Source organism: Curtobacterium sp. Csp1, assembly GCF_013347185.1.
In genome coordinates, this window is record NZ_CP054594.1 from 1,550,767 (window position 1) to 1,565,897 (window position 15,131).

Annotated in this window: 15 protein-coding genes; 3 read left to right on the forward strand and 12 right to left on the reverse strand. The window is 71.8% G+C overall.

The genetic code is table 11. The features are described 5' to 3' along the window. Window positions 1–19: 19 nt before the first annotated feature. Window positions 20–400: a twin-arginine translocase TatA/TatE family subunit gene (locus HUN58_RS07450; RefSeq protein ID WP_058741480.1), complete on the reverse strand. Its 381-nt coding sequence runs from the start codon at window positions 398–400 to the stop codon at window positions 20–22. 65 nt (window positions 401–465) lie between these two features. On the opposite strand from HUN58_RS07450, the gene HUN58_RS07455 reads away from it, so the two are divergent. Next, the gene (locus tag HUN58_RS07455; protein ID WP_058741479.1) at window positions 466–1,098 is read left to right on the forward strand and encodes an O-methyltransferase; all 633 of its coding nucleotides are present in this window, start codon (window positions 466–468) and stop codon (window positions 1,096–1,098) included. Here HUN58_RS07455 and HUN58_RS07460 read toward each other — a convergent pair. After that, window positions 1,095–1,838, reverse strand: a complete 744-nt coding sequence (locus HUN58_RS07460) for an AAA family ATPase (RefSeq protein ID WP_180225570.1) — start codon at window positions 1,836–1,838, stop codon at window positions 1,095–1,097. The genes HUN58_RS07455 and HUN58_RS07460 overlap by 4 nt on opposite strands. A 120-nt stretch (window positions 1,839–1,958) precedes the next feature. Then, entirely contained in the window at window positions 1,959–2,129 is a 171-nt protein-coding gene (locus HUN58_RS07465) for a DUF3117 domain-containing protein (protein ID WP_017887054.1), read from the reverse strand. 145 nt (window positions 2,130–2,274) lie between these two features. On the opposite strand from HUN58_RS07465, the gene HUN58_RS07470 reads away from it, so the two are divergent. Then, window positions 2,275–3,435, forward strand: a complete 1,161-nt coding sequence (locus HUN58_RS07470) for an AI-2E family transporter (RefSeq protein WP_217488585.1) — start codon at window positions 2,275–2,277, stop codon at window positions 3,433–3,435. Here HUN58_RS07470 and HUN58_RS07475 read toward each other — a convergent pair. Then, complete coding sequence (locus tag HUN58_RS07475; protein ID WP_254631642.1) at window positions 3,414–4,664, reverse strand: hypothetical protein; 1,251 nt, start codon at window positions 4,662–4,664, stop codon at window positions 3,414–3,416. The two genes, HUN58_RS07470 and HUN58_RS07475, sit on opposite strands and share 22 nt — an antisense overlap. Further along, the gene (gene dapE / locus HUN58_RS07480) at window positions 4,649–5,731 is read right to left on the reverse strand and encodes a succinyl-diaminopimelate desuccinylase (RefSeq protein ID WP_180225572.1); all 1,083 of its coding nucleotides are present in this window, start codon (window positions 5,729–5,731) and stop codon (window positions 4,649–4,651) included. Before dapE ends, HUN58_RS07475 begins: the two co-directional genes overlap by 16 nt. Window positions 5,732–5,860: 129 nt before the next feature. Between dapE and dapD the strand changes: the two genes are divergently transcribed. After that, window positions 5,861–6,829, forward strand: a complete 969-nt coding sequence (dapD, locus tag HUN58_RS07485) for a 2,3,4,5-tetrahydropyridine-2,6-dicarboxylate N-succinyltransferase (protein WP_180225573.1) — start codon at window positions 5,861–5,863, stop codon at window positions 6,827–6,829. Window positions 6,830–6,947: 118 nt separating this feature from the next. Here dapD and HUN58_RS07490 read toward each other — a convergent pair whose 3' ends face one another. The 7 genes from HUN58_RS07490 to typA all read right to left on the reverse strand — a co-directional run bounded on the left by HUN58_RS07490 (window position 6,948) and on the right by typA (window position 15,060). Continuing rightward, window positions 6,948–8,246: a citrate synthase gene (locus tag HUN58_RS07490; protein ID WP_141863258.1), complete on the reverse strand. Its 1,299-nt coding sequence runs from the start codon at window positions 8,244–8,246 to the stop codon at window positions 6,948–6,950. A gap of 226 nt (window positions 8,247–8,472) precedes the next feature. Further along, window positions 8,473–9,591 carry a succinyldiaminopimelate transaminase gene (gene dapC, locus HUN58_RS07495; protein WP_180225574.1) on the reverse strand — a complete coding sequence of 373 codons (1,119 nt, stop codon included), beginning with the start codon at window positions 9,589–9,591 and terminating at the stop codon, window positions 8,473–8,475. 13 nt (window positions 9,592–9,604) lie between these two features. Continuing rightward, window positions 9,605–9,922, reverse strand: coding sequence for a ferredoxin (gene fdxA, locus HUN58_RS07500; RefSeq protein WP_058741473.1), 318 nt, complete (start codon window positions 9,920–9,922; stop codon window positions 9,605–9,607). A 37-nt stretch (window positions 9,923–9,959) separates the two neighbouring features. Then, a complete protein-coding gene (locus tag HUN58_RS07505) occupies window positions 9,960–11,183 on the reverse strand; it encodes a PIG-L family deacetylase (protein ID WP_180225575.1) in 1,224 nt (407 codons plus the stop codon). A 19-nt stretch (window positions 11,184–11,202) separates the two neighbouring features. Then, complete coding sequence (locus HUN58_RS07510) at window positions 11,203–11,742, reverse strand: hypothetical protein (protein WP_180225576.1); 540 nt, start codon at window positions 11,740–11,742, stop codon at window positions 11,203–11,205. A 107-nt stretch (window positions 11,743–11,849) separates the two neighbouring features. Then, window positions 11,850–13,043, reverse strand: a complete 1,194-nt coding sequence (locus tag HUN58_RS07515; protein WP_180225577.1) for an amidohydrolase — start codon at window positions 13,041–13,043, stop codon at window positions 11,850–11,852. Window positions 13,044–13,137: 94 nt separating this feature from the next. Then, entirely contained in the window at window positions 13,138–15,060 is a 1,923-nt protein-coding gene (gene typA / locus HUN58_RS07520) for a translational GTPase TypA (RefSeq protein ID WP_058741470.1), read from the reverse strand. Between the last annotated feature and the right edge of the window lie 71 nt (window positions 15,061–15,131).

The window sequence follows — 15,131 nt, forward strand, 5'->3', positions numbered from 1 at the left end:
CCGGGTCACGGAACGGGCGTCAGGTCGCCTCGGCGTCGAAGGGTGCCGCCTCGCCCGCGGCGAGCGGCACCACCGGTGCCGTCGCGCGCACCTTCGACGCGGTGACCTGCGCGGTCTCGACCGCGGCCATGCCGCTCGCGGTGCTGGACGGGGAGTCGAGGAGGGCGTCGCGGATGATGCGACGCGGGTCGTACTGCCGGGGGTCGAGCTTCTGCCAGTCGACGTCGTCGAACTCGGGGCCCATCTCCTCGCGCATGCGGTCCTTCGCGGTGTCCGCGAAGCGGCGTACCGCCTTGACGAACTCGGCGAGCTTCTGCGCGTACATCGGCAGGCGCTGCGGACCGAGGAGCAGCACCGCGATGATCCCGATGATCAGGATCTTGTTGAAGTCGATGGACACGCAAACGAGCGTAACCCGTCCCCACTGCGCCACACCCGTAGAGTTGTCCTCCGAACGGAGTGTGCGTGTCAGAGAAAGAGTCGAACTGGAAGTTCGCCGAGGACATCGTCTCGGAACCCGAGGTGATCGCCCGAGCGCGTGAGCACTCCCTGGAGCTCGGGGTCGAGGCGATCTCGCCCGCCATCGGCGCACAGATCGCCGTGGTCGCCGCCGCCTCGCGCGCCACGAGCATCATCGAGATCGGCACCGGGCTCGGGGTGTCCGGTCTCTGGCTGCTGAGCGGTGCGCCCGAGGCCACGCTCACGACGATCGACGTCGAGGTCGACCACCAGCAGTACGCCCGCGACGCCTACATCGCCGCCGGCACCGCCCCCGCCCGCGTCCGGCTCATCCCCGGTCGGGCGAACCAGGTCCTGCCCCGCATGAACGAGGCGTCGTACGACCTCGTGCTCGTGGACGCGGACCCGGAGCACGTCATCGAGTACGTCGAGCACGGCCTGCGGCTCGCCCGGGTCGGGGGCACGGTCCTCGTGCCGCACGCCCTGTGGCGCGGTCGGGTGGCGGACCCGGTGCGCCGGGACCGCGCGACCACGGACTTCCGGCTGCTCCTGACCGAGGTGTCGACGTCCGGGGCGGTGCGGAGCGCGCTCTCGCCCGCCGGCGACGGCCTGCTGCAGATGACGAAGGTCAGCGCCTAGGGACCGTCCCCGCCGCCCGCGTCCAGGTGGCGCAGGTACCGCTCCGGCGCCGCGAGGAACGCCCGCTGGTCGCGGACCAGGTCGAGGTCCTGCCACGCCGTCCGCCGGATCCCCCACGGGCCGACCTCGTGCACGGCGGCTCCCGGGCACGCCGCGAGCACCGGCGAGTGCGTGGACAGGAGCACCTGCCCGCGACCGGTCTCGACGATGGACTGCAGCAGCCCGATGAGCGCGAGGCACCCGGAGAACGACAGCGCGGACTCCGGCTCGTCGAGGATCCACAGCCCGGGCCACTGCGACCGGTCGATCACGAAGTCGAGGAACGACTCCCCGTGGCTCCGCTCGTGGAACACCGGTTCGGGTCGACCACCGCCGTGCTGTTCGAGGTACGTGAACACCCCGTGCATGGTCTCCGCGCGCAGGAAGAAGCCGCTCTTGGCCGCACCGGGCTCCCGCACGAGGACGAGGTGCTCCCACAGCTGCGACTCGCTGGGGCGGGTGCTGTGACCGGACATCGTCGAGCCGCCCTCCGGTCCCATCCCGAACGCGATGGCGATCGCCTCGACCAGGGTGGACTTGCCGACGCCGTTGTCGCCGACGAACACGGTCACCGGGTCCAGGTCGAACCCGTCGTCGAGCAGCTGCCGGACGGGCGCGAGCGTGGCGGGCCAGGCGCCGCGCGGGAGCGGGTCGGGCGCGTACTCCTCGACGCGGCGGATCGGCAGGCGGGTGCGGGGCACGGCACCATCCTGGCGGGCAGCACCGACAGGCGCAGGGGCGCACGGGCCCGGCCGGCCGCGCGCGCAGGAGGCCCGGAGCGTACGCGCTCCGGGCCTCCTGTCGGTGGTGCTTCGACAGAACTACGCCGAGACGACCTCGGCGAGTGCGTCGTGGAGTTCCTTGGCCTCGGCGTCGTTGACCGAGACCACCAGGCGGCCTCCACCTTCGAGCGGAACCCGCACGATGATGAGTCGACCCTCCTTGACAGCCTCCATCGGCCCGTCACCGGTCCTCGGCTTCATCGCTGCCATCAGATGTCCCCTTTCGTGCAGAAGATGCTCGCCCATTATCCCGTACCGAGGGGGCAACTGCGAAACCGCCCAGGTTGGGGGTGTCGGAATGCGACGTTCTCGCGGCTCCGAATGGTGACCTTGGTGAATGCCGAACATCCGCTCCATGCTCCGTCCACAGGCCGACCCGGTCGCCGAGGCGGTGCCCACGGGCATGCGCATCGCCGGTGCCTTCTCGTGGCGCTTCCTCGTCACGGTGGCAGCCCTGGCCGTCGTCGTCGCGCTGGTGGTCCTGCTGCAGGACATCGTGGTGCCGTTCCTGGTCGGGCTGCTCGTCTGCGCGCTGCTCGCCCCGTTCTCGGCGTTCCTGCAACGACACCGGTGGCCGAAGTGGCTCGCGGTGCTGACGGCCTGCATCTCGGTCGTGGTGGTGCTCGGGATCCTGGCGCTCGTCGTCACGGCGCAGGTCCGCTACGACCTGCCGACGCTCGAGCGACGCCTGACGAGCAACGTGCAGACCTTCCAGACCCTCCTCGCGTCCGAGCCGTTCGGCATCACCTCGGCGCAGGTCACGAAGTACCTGGCGGAGGCGACGAAGTTCCTGCAGACCCACGCCACGTCGATCCTGTCCGGCGCCGCCGAGGCGGGCAGCGGACTGGTGCACGCGCTCGAGGGGCTGTTCATCGTGGTCTTCACGACGATCTTCGTGCTGATCGACGGGCACCGGATCTGGTCGTGGGTCGTCCGGATCTTCCCGCGGCGCTCCCGCGGCCGCATCGACGCGGCCGGTCAGGCGGGGTGGAAGACCCTCACCAGCTTCATCCGCGTGCAGCTCATCGTCGCGGTGACCGACGCACTCGGCATCGTCATCGGCGCGCTCGCACTGGGGCTGCCGCTCGCCGTGCCGATCGGCGTCATCGTGTTCTTCGGGGCGTTCGTCCCGGTGGTCGGCGCGATCGTCGCCGGCATCGTCGCCGTGGTCATCGCGCTGGTCTTCAACGGACTGGTGCCGGCGCTCATCATGCTCGCCGTGGTGATCGTCGTGCAGCAGCTGGAGAGCCACGTCCTGCACCCGTTCCTGACCGGCAGCGCCGTCAAGGTGCACCCGCTCGGCGTCGTGCTCGGCGTCACCGCGGGCACCACCATCGCGGGCGTCGTCGGCGCCTTCTTCGCGGTGCCGTTCATCGCGACGGTGAACGCGATGGTGCACGCGGCGGCCGACTGGCGCCCGGGCGAGGACCCGTCCGCCACGGCCTCCGCCGAGGAGTCAGACGACCGCGAGGTCGATCACGGCGGCGAGGGCGATCACGGCGGCGTCCAGTCGTAGCCGTCGACCAACCAGCACGCGTCGAGCCACATCCACTGCAGCACGAGGCACGCGGCGACGAGGAGCACCCGGTAGACCGATGACCGGGGCAGCGCCACGATGCCCAGGAGCGGCGCGATCGGCAGCAGGATGCGCCAGGTGCTCGACTGCGGGAAGAAGACCGCGAGCAGGTACACGACGTACGCCACCGCCCACAGCCGCAGCTCGAGCCCGACCCGACGGGCAGCGGGCTGGAACACGAAGACGGCGAACCCGACGACCGCCACGGCGAGCAGGATGCCGCCGGCCGGCTGCCGGAACCACCAGCCGAAGCCCTGCACCCACGGGGTGAACGGCACGAGCTCCTGCCAGCCGATGTACGACGACCGCCAGGCGAGCTCGGTGTCGGTGTACGCCTTCGGCACCCCGGTCACGGCCCAGGCGATCGCCGGCCACGCGAGCCCGACGAGACCGGACACCGCGCCGACCACGAGCGGCGGCAGGGCGGTGCGGACGGTCGGGCGGGCGTACTCGCGCACCCAGGCGGGGCGGACGGCCCACACGACCAGGAACAGCGCCACGAGCAGCCCGAACGCGAGTCCGGTGGGCCGGGTCATGCCGAGCAGCAGGACCACCGGCAGCATCGTCCACCAGCGGCGGTCCACGAGCAGCAGCAGGGCGACGAGGAGCAGGAACATCCCCATCGACTCTGCGTAGGCGACCTGGAACATCGCGGACACCGGCGCGACGCAGAACAGCACCGTGGCGAACGTCGCCCGGCCGTCGTCGAGGAACCGTCCGAGCAGCCGTCGGAACACGAGCGCGGCACCCCACCCGGCGACCAGCGACACGGTCACGGCGACGGCCTCGAACGACGCCCCGGTGAGGAGCATCAGCCCGCGGACCAGGAACGGGTACGCCGGCATGAACGCCCACGCGTTCTCGGTGACGTGCCCGGCGGCGTCCACCGGGAGCGTCGACGGGTACCCGCCGGTGGCGATCACCCGGTACCAGGCACCGTCCCAGATCGCGGCGAACGACAGGTACGAGGGGTGCTGGACCGTGAACGAGTTCGCAGCCTGCTGCCCCGCGTAGGCCAGGAGCATCGCCCCGGTGACGATCCGTGCGACGACGTACACGACGGTGATCCGCACCCACCAGGGCACGGCACGGTACCGGGCGCGCCACCGCACCCCCGGCCGACGCCCCGCGACGACCGGCGCGGAGCCCGTCGTCACGCCGTCAGCCACCGCCGCAGACCGTCCTCGACCGCGGAGATCTGGTCGACTGGGACCTGCTCGTCGTCGTGGTGCGCGAAGACCGGCTCGCCGGGGCCGTAGTTCACGGCGGGGACGCCGAGCGCTGAGAACCGGGCGACGTCCGTCCAGCCGTACTTCGGGCGCGGGGCCGGCCCGCCGACCGCGGCGACGAAGTCCTGCGCGAGCGGGGCGTCGAGCCCGGGACGCGCGCCGGCGGCGAGGTCGACGATCTGCACGTCGTACCCGTCGAAGAGCTCGCGGATGTGGGCCACGGCCTCGTCCGCGCTGCGCGAGGGCGCGAAGCGGTAGTTCACGTGGACCATCGCCTCGTCCGGGATGACGTTGCCGGCGATGCCGCCGGAGATCCCGACGGCGTTCAGGCCCTCGCGGTAGTCGAGGCCGTCGACGGTCACCGTGCGCGGCTCGTAGGCGGCGAGGATGGCCAGGATCGGTGCGGTCTTGTGGATGGCGTTGTCGCCGATCCAGCTGCGGGCACTGTGCGAGCGCTTGCCGAACGTGCGGACCTCGGCCCGCAGGTTGCCGTTGCACCCGCCCTCGATCTGCGCCCCGGAGGGCTCACCGAGGATCGCGAAGTCGCCGGCGAGCAGTCCGGGCCGGGTGCGGGCGAGTCGACCGAGGCCGTTCAGCGAGTCGCTGACCTCCTCGTGGTCGTAGAACACCCAGGTGACGTCGACGTTCGGTGCGACGAGGTCGTACGCCAGTTTGAGCTGCACCCCGACGCCGGCCTTCATGTCCACGGTGCCGCGGCCCCAGAGGATCTCGGTGCCGTCCTCCGTGGTCCGGAACTCGGTCGGCAGGTTGTGGTTCAGCGGCACGGTGTCGATGTGCCCGGCGATGACGACGCGGCGGTCCCGACCGAGCTCCGTCCGCGCCACGACGGCGTCGCCGTCGCGGACCACCTCGAGGTGGTCGAGGGGCGCGAGCGTCGCCTCGATCGCGTCGGCGAGGCGGCCCTCGTTCCCGGACACCGACTCGATGTCGCAGATCACGCGGGTGATGTCGATGGACGAGGCGGTGAGGTCGAGCAGCTCCGGCATGCGGTCAGCGTACCGGCCGCGTCCTGCGGTCGGCTGGTCCACGGCACCGGCCGGGAGGCACGGATCGCCTCCCCCACGACCGTCCCGCTGGACGGGTGGCCGGGCCCGGCAGGTCGGTACCCTGGTCGCGTGACCGACGCGCCCGCAGCCACCGACCGCCCCACACACGCCTGGGGCCACGGCCTCGCCACCATCGCCGCCGACGGCACCACCCTCGACACCTGGTACCCGGAGACGCACCTGGGCGAGCTCCCCGCAGACGCCGCGTTCCCGGAGGACCTGCGCGCCCACGTCGGCGACGACCCGCGGCGTGACGTCCGGGTCGAGTCGGTGACGACGGCGATCGTGCTCGACGACGCCCCGGCGAGCACGCCCGACGCCTACCTGCGCCTGCACCTGCTCAGCCACCTGCACGTGCAGCCGAACACCATCAGCCTGGACGGTGTCTTCGGACACCTGCCGATCGTCGCGTGGACGAACGCCGGCCCGGTGCACCCCGATGCCCTCACCCGGCTCCGTCCGGTCCTGCAGCGCGCCGGGATCGCCGTGCACGCGGTCGACAAGTTCCCGCGCCTGCTCGACTACGTCGTCCCGGACCGCGTCCGCATCGGCGACGCGAACCGGGTCCGGCTCGGGGCGCACCTCGCGCCGGGCACCACCGTCATGCACGAGGGCTTCGTGAACTTCAACGCCGGCACCCTCGGCGACGCGATGATCGAGGGCCGCGTCTCGCAGGGCGTCGTCGTCGGGAACGGCACGGACATCGGTGGCGGCGCGTCGATCATGGGCACGCTGTCCGGCGGCGGGACCCACCGGGTGTCGCTCGGCGAGCGCGCCCTGCTCGGGGCGAACGCCGGGCTCGGGATCTCGCTCGGCGACGACTCCGTGGTCGAGGCCGGACTGTACGTCACGGCCGGCACGAAGGTCGTCCTGGTCGGGGCCGCCCCGGACCCGGACGGCACGCCCAGGACCGTGAAGGCCGCCGAGCTCTCCGGAACGCCGAACGTGCTGTTCCGCCGGAACTCCGTCACGGGTGCCGTCGAGGCACTCCAGCGCAAGGGCGAGGGCATCCAGCTCAACACCGCGCTGCACGCGTAGCCGGGGACCGGCCCAGCGCACGAGACGACGGACGGGAGGCACGTGGCGGACCCGCCACGTGCCTCCCGTCCGTCGCATCCCGGCCACCTGCCCAGCGTGCGCGGGCAGGACGCACCGGTCAGCGCGTCGGCAGGTCCCGTTCCGGGTGCCCCACGTAGAGCTGCTGCGGGCGGCCGATCTTGTTGAGCGGGTCGTTGTTGAGCTCACGCCACTGGGCGATCCAACCTGGCAGGCGACCGATCGCGAACAGGACCGTGAACATCCGCGGCGGGAAGCCCATCGCCCGGTAGATGATGCCGGTGTAGAAGTCGACGTTCGGGTAGAGCCGGCGGCTGACGAAGTACTCGTCCTCGAGCGCGATCTGCTCGAGCTCCATCGCGATGTCGAGCAGGTCGTCCTGCACGCCGAGGGACTCGAGGACCTCGTGCGCGGACTCCTTGACGAGCTTCGCGCGCGGGTCGTAGTTCTTGTAGACGCGGTGCCCGAAGCCCATGAGCTTCACCCCGCGCTCCTTGTTCTTCACCCGCTCGACGAAGCGCGACACCGGCTCGCCGGAGTCCTTGATCTGCTGGAGCATCTCGAGCACGGCTTCGTTCGCACCCCCGTGCAGCGGGCCGTACAGGGCGTTGATGCCCGCCGAGATCGACGCGAACATGTTCGCCTTCGTCGAGCCGACCAGGCGCACGGTCGAGGTCGAGGCGTTCTGCTCGTGGTCCTCGTGCAGGATGAGCAGCCGCTCGAGCGCCTTCGACAGCACCGGGTTCGGCACGTAGGTCTCGGCCATGGTGCCGAAGTTCAGCCGCAGGAAGTTGTCGACGAACGACAGCGAGTTGTCCGGGTACAGGAAGGCCTGCCCGATCGCCTTCTTGTGCGCGTAGGCGGCGATGACGGGGAGCTTGGCGAGCAGCCGCACGGTCTGCAGCTCGACCTTCTCCGGGTCGTCGACGCTCATGTCGTCCTCGTAGTACGTCGACAGGGCACTGACGGCACTGGACAGCACCGACATCGGGTGCGCCGAGTGCGGCAGGGCGTCGAACAGGCGACGGAGGTCCTCGTGCAGGAGCGTGTGGCGACGGATGCGAGCGTCGAAGCCGGCGAGCTCGTCCGCGGTGGGGAGCTCGCCGTAGATCAGGAGCCAGGCGACCTCGAGGTAGGTGCAGCCCGACGCGACCTGGTCGATCGGGTACCCGCGGTAGCGCAGGATCCCTTCGTCGCCGTCGATGTAGGTGATGGCGCTCTTCGTGGCGCCGGTGTTCACGAAGCCGTAGTCGAGCGTGTTCAGCCCGGTCTGCTTCTTGAGCGTCGAGATGTCGATCGCCGACGCGCCGTCGACGCTCGGCAGGATCGGGAACTCCGCCGTGCCGCCCGGGAACGTGAGCGTCGCGGTGCCCGTGGACTCGGCGGCGGCGGGGCTCACGGGGACGGGCGTGGTGGGCGGTGTGGCCGTCTTCTGAGCGTCGTTGGCAGTGTCAGTCACGACCACAGCCTAATCGCGGGGACTGTCGGTCGTGCACCACGGGAGCCCTCGGAATTGGTGGGAACCGCGGATTGTGCACGGAGACGGACCGGCTCCGACCGCGTCCCGTGGACGTTCCGGCCGCGTCGCCGGGATGTCCCAGCTGCGGCACCCCGGCGCGGCTGGGTCAGGAACCGGCGAGTCGTCGGGCGCTCGCCAGACGCTGCGCCGCCGCCGCGATCCGGTCGTCGGTGGCGGTGAGCGCGACCCGCACGTGCTCGGCCCCCGCCGGGCCGTAGAACGTGCCGGGGGCGACGAGGATGCCGCGGTCCGCGAGCCACGACACGGTGTCGAGTGCGGGCTCGCCGCGGGTCGCCCAGAGGTACAGGCCCGCCTCGCTGTGGTCGATCCGGAAGCCCGCGTCCTCGAGTGCCCGTCGGAGCATGTTCCTCCGGGCGCGGTAGCGGGCCTTCTGCTGCTGCACGTGGGTGTCGTCGGCCAGCGCCTCGACCATCGCCTGCTGCACGGGCAGCGGCGGCATCATGCCGGTGTGCTTCCGGACGGCGAGCACGTCGGCGAGGACCGCGGCGTCACCGGCGACGAACGCCGCGCGGTACCCGGCCAGGTTCGACTGCTTCGACAGCGAGTACACGCTGAGGACGCCGTCCACCGATTCCCCGACGACGCGCGGGTCGAGGATCGACGGCGTGGGGGCGGTGTCGTACGGCGGTTCCCAGCCGAGCTCGGCGTAGCACTCGTCCCCGACGACGACCGCGCCGAGTTCGCGGGCGCGGGCGACGGCGGCGCGGAGCCGCTCCACCGACAGCACGCGGCCGTCCGGATTGCCCGGGGAGTTCAACCAGACGAGCCGGGTCGTGGCCGGCCAGGTCGCCGGGTCGTCCGCGGCGAGGGCCTCGGCGCGCACGAGGGCCGCGCCGAGTTCGTAGGTCGGGTACGCGGCCTCGGGCAACACGACGGTGTCGCCCGGTCCGATGCCGAGCCACAGCGCGAGCCCCGCGATGAACTCCTTCGAGCCGATGGTCGGCAGGACCTGGTCGGGCGTCAGGGTGATCCCCTGCCGGCGGCCGTACCAGTCGGCGATGGCCTCGCGCAGGGCCGGCGTGCCCGCGACCTGCGGGTAGGCGTGCGCGTCGGTGGCGTCGGCGAGGGCCCGTCGGACGACCTCGGGCGTGGGGTCGACGGGCGAGCCGACGCTGAGGTCGACGATGCCGCCCTCGGACGCCGCTGCGCGCTGCTTGAACGGGACGAGCTGGTCCCAGGGGAAGTCGGGGAGGTCGAGCGCCACGGGGTGTCGCCGGTCAGCCGCGTGGGGGTTCGGCCAGGACGACCGGGTGGTCCTTGTGGATCACACCGACCTTCGCGGCACCGCCGGGCGAGCCGATCTCCTCGAAGAACTCGACGTTCGCCTTGTAGTAGTCGGCCCATTCCTCGGGGAGGTCGTCCTCGTAGTAGATCGCCTCGACCGGGCAGACCGGCTCGCACGCACCGCAGTCGACGCACTCGTCGGGGTGGATGTACAGCGACCGGTCACCCTCGTAGATGCAGTCGACCGGGCATTCGTCGATGCAGGCGCGGTCCTTGACGTCGACACAGGGCTGGGCGATCACGTAGGTCACGGTGCGGGTGCTCCCTTCGGACTGAGCGCTCTCGATCCTACTCGCGGGGCAGGGCCGACCCTGACCGCGCACCGTCCCGCGCCTCGGCGGCGGCCCGGGCGGCCCGGAGTCCGGACAGGTCCGGCCAGGCGAGGGCGAGCAGCGTGATGACCGCGGGGGCGAACGTCCACACGTACCCGGCGGGGTTCGCGAGCACGAGCGGGGACGACTGTCCGCCGACCGACACGAGCACCTGGGTCGCGACGATCACCGCGACGCCGGCGGCTGCGACGAGGACCCGGGAGCGGAACAGCAGGCGGAGGCCGACGACGAGCCCGACGACGACGAGCGTCGTGATGACCATGCCGACCGGGATGCCCCCGATCGTCTGCTGGTGGGTGACGGTGCCGAGCGCGCCGGCGAGCAGTCCGGCGACCACGGACACGACGACGGCCGCGGCCTTGCCCTGGCCGGACAGCTCCGCGAAGGTCTGCGGGGTCTCGGGCACCGGGTCGGCGTCGTGTCGGAAGGCCTCGACGTCACGGGCGTGCTGCCGCTCCCCGTGCGGCATCACCCACGACAGCGCCCGCGGGTCGTCGGTCGCGGCCGGGTCCACCGTCAGCTGGGAGCGGTACTGCTCGAGCGCCGCACGGACCTTCGCCCGGACCGGCACGACGTCCACGGTCAGGTCGGGCTCCGTCGTCGCGGGGTCGACGATCATCGAGAACGGGACCTCCTCGGCACGGGCGGCGTACCGGGCGGCGTGGTGCACGCGCACGTGGTCCGGGTGGCCGTAGCCGCCGTCGTCCGCGTAGCTGACCACCGCGTCCGCCCCGGTCGACCGGATCGCGGCCCGGACGTCGTCGACGACCTCGCCGAGGTCCGCCGCGGTGAGCGAGTCTGCCGGGGCGTCGTCGGCGGCGATCGCCCGCCCGTCGGGGCCCCACTGCATCCCGGAGTCGGTGTACCGCCGCGGCGCCAGGTCGGTCGGGCGCGCGCCGGGTCCGCCGAGCCACAGGTGCGCCGGACCGCCGAGGGCGGCGAGCGCGGCGGCGATCTCGGTCTCGCGGTGCTCGGCGACGCGGGGGCCGTCCCCGGCGATCCCGGCGAGCTCCGGCACGAGCACCTCGCCCTGCTCCCCCCGCGTGGCGGTGAGCACGGTGACCTCGGCCCCGAGCTCGAGCATCGTGGCGATGGTGCCGCCGGAGGCGAGGGTCTCGTCGTCGGGGTGGGCGTGCACGAACAGGACGCGCTCGGGGCGCGTGGCGGGGACCTTGGACATCAGGGCCAAGGCTACTTCGCTACCGCGGGGTGACGATGTACGTCGCGGTGACGCCGTCCCCGCTCTTCGAGAACGTCAGCACCACCCGGTGCGCGTCGCTCCGGAACAGCCCGAACGCGCTCGAGGCGTCCGCCCGCTTCGCGGACTCGGTGTACCCGGCGTCCGCCAGGCGCTGGTCGGCCGCGGCGAAGTCGTCGAACGATCCCGCACGGACCTGCACCACCCAGCCGGAGCCGTTCGGCCCGGTGCCGCCGCCGAGGACCGTGCCGTCGACGAGCGGGACATCGGCGGTCGGGAACCCGTCCGGGACCTTGCCGTCGGAGGTCACCCCCGTGCCCTTGAGGGCCGCGTCGAGGGCGCCGTCGATGCCGCCCGCGACCGAGGACATCCCGTCCTGGATCGCCTTGCCGTCGATGCCCTGCACCGTCTCGGAGACGTTCGAGGCCACCGAGGATCCGAGGGCGGTCGCCTGCTGGACGTCGGCGGCCGAGCAACCGGTCAGACCGGCGAGGGTGATGCCCGCCGCCACGGCGGCGAGCAGGGTCCGGGTCGTACGCATGCGGTCACCATAGGACGACAGCCGGGAGGCGCGGCGTGCGTTCCCTGGGAACCTGCCTGCCCGCCACCGGGTCACGCTCGGCGGGCACGCCCGGCGGGCGGGGCGCGTCAGGACAGCCAGGCGCGGGTCGCGGCCGTCAGCGCGTCGACCCCGACCGGGATCGCGGTCTCGGCCTGCGGCGCGTAGAACGGCGAGTGGTTGCTCGGGACGTCGTCGCCGCGACGGAAGAGCTCCGGGTCGGTGATCCCGGTGAACCAGTACACGAGCGGCACGCCGGCCGCGGTGGCGAGCTGCCCGACGTCCTCGGACGCCATCGCGAGGCCGATCTCCAGGTCGCGGGCGTCCGGCACCGCGCCCTGCAGCGCCTCGAGCACGCGCCGAGCGGCCTCGGCGTCGTTCACGGTGACCTCGGCCCCCGGCGCCCGCTCGATGGTCGGGGCAGGGAGGCCGCCCGCGTCGCTCTCCGCACGCACGATGCGCTCGATCGACGCGATGATGCGCTCCCGGGTCTCCTCGTTGCGGGCCCGCGTCGAGATCTCGATGACGGCCTGGTCCGGGATGATGTTCGGCCGGGTGCCGGCGTGGAAGCTGCCGACGGTGACGACACCGGCGTCGGACGGCGAGACCTCGCGCGAGACGACGGTCTGCAGCCGCACGACGGCGCTCGCGGCGGTGACGATCGGGTCGAGCGAGGCCTGCGGCGCCGAGCCGTGCGCGCCGCGGCCGTTGAACGTGACGGTCAGTCGGTCGCTCGACGCCATCACGGGGCCGGAGCCGACCGCGACGACACCGACCGGCGCCGGCGCGGAGTGCTGGCCGAGGACGACGTCGGGCTTCGGGAACCGCTCGACCAGGCCGTCCTCGAGCATCGCCCGGGCGCCGGAGATCACCTCTTCCGCCGGCTGGAACACGGCGACGACGGTGCCGGACCAGGCGTCACGGGTGTCGACGAGCCGCTCGAGCGTGCCGAGCAGCCACGTCACGTGGATGTCGTGCCCGCAGGCGTGCATCGTCGGGACCTCGGCGCCCTCGTCGTCCCGCCCGGTGTGGGTGCTCGCGTACGGCAGTCCGGTGCGCTCCTGGACGGGCAGGCCGTCCATGTCGGCGCGGAGCCAGACGACCGGGCCGTCCCCGTTCGACAGCACACCGACGACCCCCGTGCCGCCCACGCCCGTGGTGACGTCGATGCCGCCGAGCTCGGCGAGCCGGTCGGCGACGACGCCGGCCGTGCGGTGCTCCTGGAAGCCGAGCTCCGGGTGGGCGTGCAGGTCCTGGTACAGGGAGAGGAGGTCGAGGGTCACGCGCTCCACCGTATCCCCACGCGCCGACGGCCCGGCCACCTCGATGAGGTGACCGGGCCGTCGGACGGAGGCAGTGCCTCCAGGGTGGGCCCGCTTACGCGTCCTGGCGCTTCAGGCGGGCGTACGCGCGCTGGCGCGCCTGCGCGTCGAGCTCGACCTTGCGGATGCGGACGTGGTCGGGGGTGACCTCGACGCACTCGTCCTCGCGCGCGAACTCCAGGCACTCCTCGAGGGAGAGCTGGCGCGACGGCGTCATCGACTCGAAGGAGTCGGCGTTCGCCGAACGCATGTTCGTGAGCTTCTTCTCCTTCGTGATGTTCACGTCCATGTCGTCGGCGCGCGAGTTCTCGCCGATGACCATGCCCTCGTAGACCTCCTCCGTCGGGTTGACGAAGAACGTCATGCGCTCCTGCAGGTTCGTGATGGCGAACGGCGTGACGACACCGGCGCGGTCGGAGACGATCGAGCCGTTGATGCGGGTCTGGATCGGGCCGGCCCACTCGTCGTAGCCGTGCGAGATCGCGTTCGCGATGCCGGTGCCGCGGGTCTCGGTGAGGAACGACGTGCGGAAGCCGATGAGGCCACGCGACGGCACGATGAACTCCATGCGGATCCAGCCGGTGCCGTGGTTCGTCATGTTCTCCATGCGACCCTTGCGCGCGGCCATGAGCTGCGTGATCGCGCCGAGGTGCTCCTCCGGCGTGTCGATCGTCATGTGCTCGTAGGGCTCGAGGAGCTTGCCGTTCTCGTCGCGCTTCGTGACGACCTGCGGCTTGCCGACGGTGAGCTCGAAGCCCTCGCGGCGCATCTGCTCGACGAGGATGGCGAGCGCCAGCTCACCACGGCCCTGGACCTCCCAGGTGTCCGGGCGGCCGATGTCCTGCACCTTGAGCGAGACGTTGCCGATGAGCTCGCGGTCCAGACGGTCCTTGACCATGCGGGCGGTGAGCTTGTGGCCCTTGACCTTGCCGACGAGCGGGCTCGTGTTCGTCCCGATGGTCATCGAGATGGCCGGGTCGTCGACCGTGATGGTCGGGAGCGGACGGACGTCCTCGGGGTCGGACAGCGTCTCACCGATGGTGATCGTGTCGAAGCCCGCGACGGCGACGATGTCACCGGGGCCGGCGGACTCGGCCGGGTAGCGGTCGAGCGCCTTCGTGATGAGGAGCTCCGTGATGCGGGCGTTCGCGACGGTGCCGTCGTGCTTAACCCACGCGACCGTCTGCCCCTTCTTCATGGTGCCGTGGAAGATGCGGAGCAGCGCGAGGCGGCCGAGGAACGGCGACGCGTCGAGGTTCGTGACGTGCGCCTGCAGGGGGTGCTCGTCGTCGTACTTCGGGGCCGGGACGTGCTGCAGGATCGCCTCGAACAGCGGCTCGAGGTCGTCGTTGTCGGGCAGCGAGCCGTCCTCGGGCTTGTTGCGGCTCGCGGCGCCCGCGCGACCCGAGGCGTAGACCACCGGGACGTCGAGGATCGCGTCGAGGTCGAGGTCGTCGACCTCGTCCGCCAGGTCGGAGGCCAGGCCGAGGAGCAGGTCCTGCGACTCGGAGACGACCTCGTCGATGCGGGAGTCCGGGCGGTCCGTCTTGTTGACGAGCAGGATCACCGGGAGCTTCGCGGCGAGCGCCTTGCGGAGCACGAAGCGGGTCTGGGGCAGCGGGCCCTCGGACGCGTCGACGAGCAGCACGACACCGTCGACCATGGAGAGGCCGCGCTCGACCTCACCACCGAAGTCGGCGTGGCCGGGGGTGTCGATCACGTTGATCGTGATGCGACCGCCCGGGTTGAACTCCTCGGCGTGCTTCCCGTTGTAGAGCACCGAGGTGTTCTTCGCGAGGATGGTGATGCCCTTCTCGCGCTCGAGGTCGTTCGAGTCCATCATGCGGTCTTCGCCCTCGAAGTGGGCGTCGAACGAGTTGGTCTGCGTGAGCATCGCGTCGACGAGGGTGGTCTTGCCGTGGTCGACGTGTGCCACGATGGCGACGTTGCGCAGGTCGGACCGGGTGGCGAGCGCCATACAGGACATCCTTCAAGTGTTCGGAGAAGATCGGGCGGCCGGTCGTCGTGGACACATGGCACCCGCGGGCA